The 275-nt window shown below is 70.5% G+C and carries 1 pseudogene; it reads right to left on the reverse strand.

Features of this window, described 5'->3' with window-relative positions:
* A pseudogene (locus tag OH705_RS27270) lies at positions 1 to 275 on the reverse strand (hypothetical protein); the annotation flags it as partial.

The raw sequence follows: 275 nt of genomic DNA on the forward strand, positions 1-275 counted from the left end.
CGGGCAGCGCTTCGCGGATCTTCGCGATGCGGGTGGCGGCATCGCGGCGGAAATAGGTGTCGGTGGCGGTCGGCCCGGCGACGGTGATCTCGCCGACTTCGCCATTGGGCACCACCTCGACGTCGCTCCAGTCGTCGATCGGCGCATCGACGATGCGGATGATGCGCACCTCGTTCGGCGGCACCGCGCGGCCCACGCAGGTGCCGGCACCGGCCTCGGTGGCGACACGTGTGGATTCCAGCTCGCGGCCTTCGATGACGGCGACCGGCAGGCAT

The sequence above is a fragment of the Pseudomonas sp. BJa3 genome (assembly GCF_026343815.1).
Classification (GTDB): domain Bacteria; phylum Pseudomonadota; class Gammaproteobacteria; order Pseudomonadales; family Pseudomonadaceae; genus Aquipseudomonas; species Aquipseudomonas soli.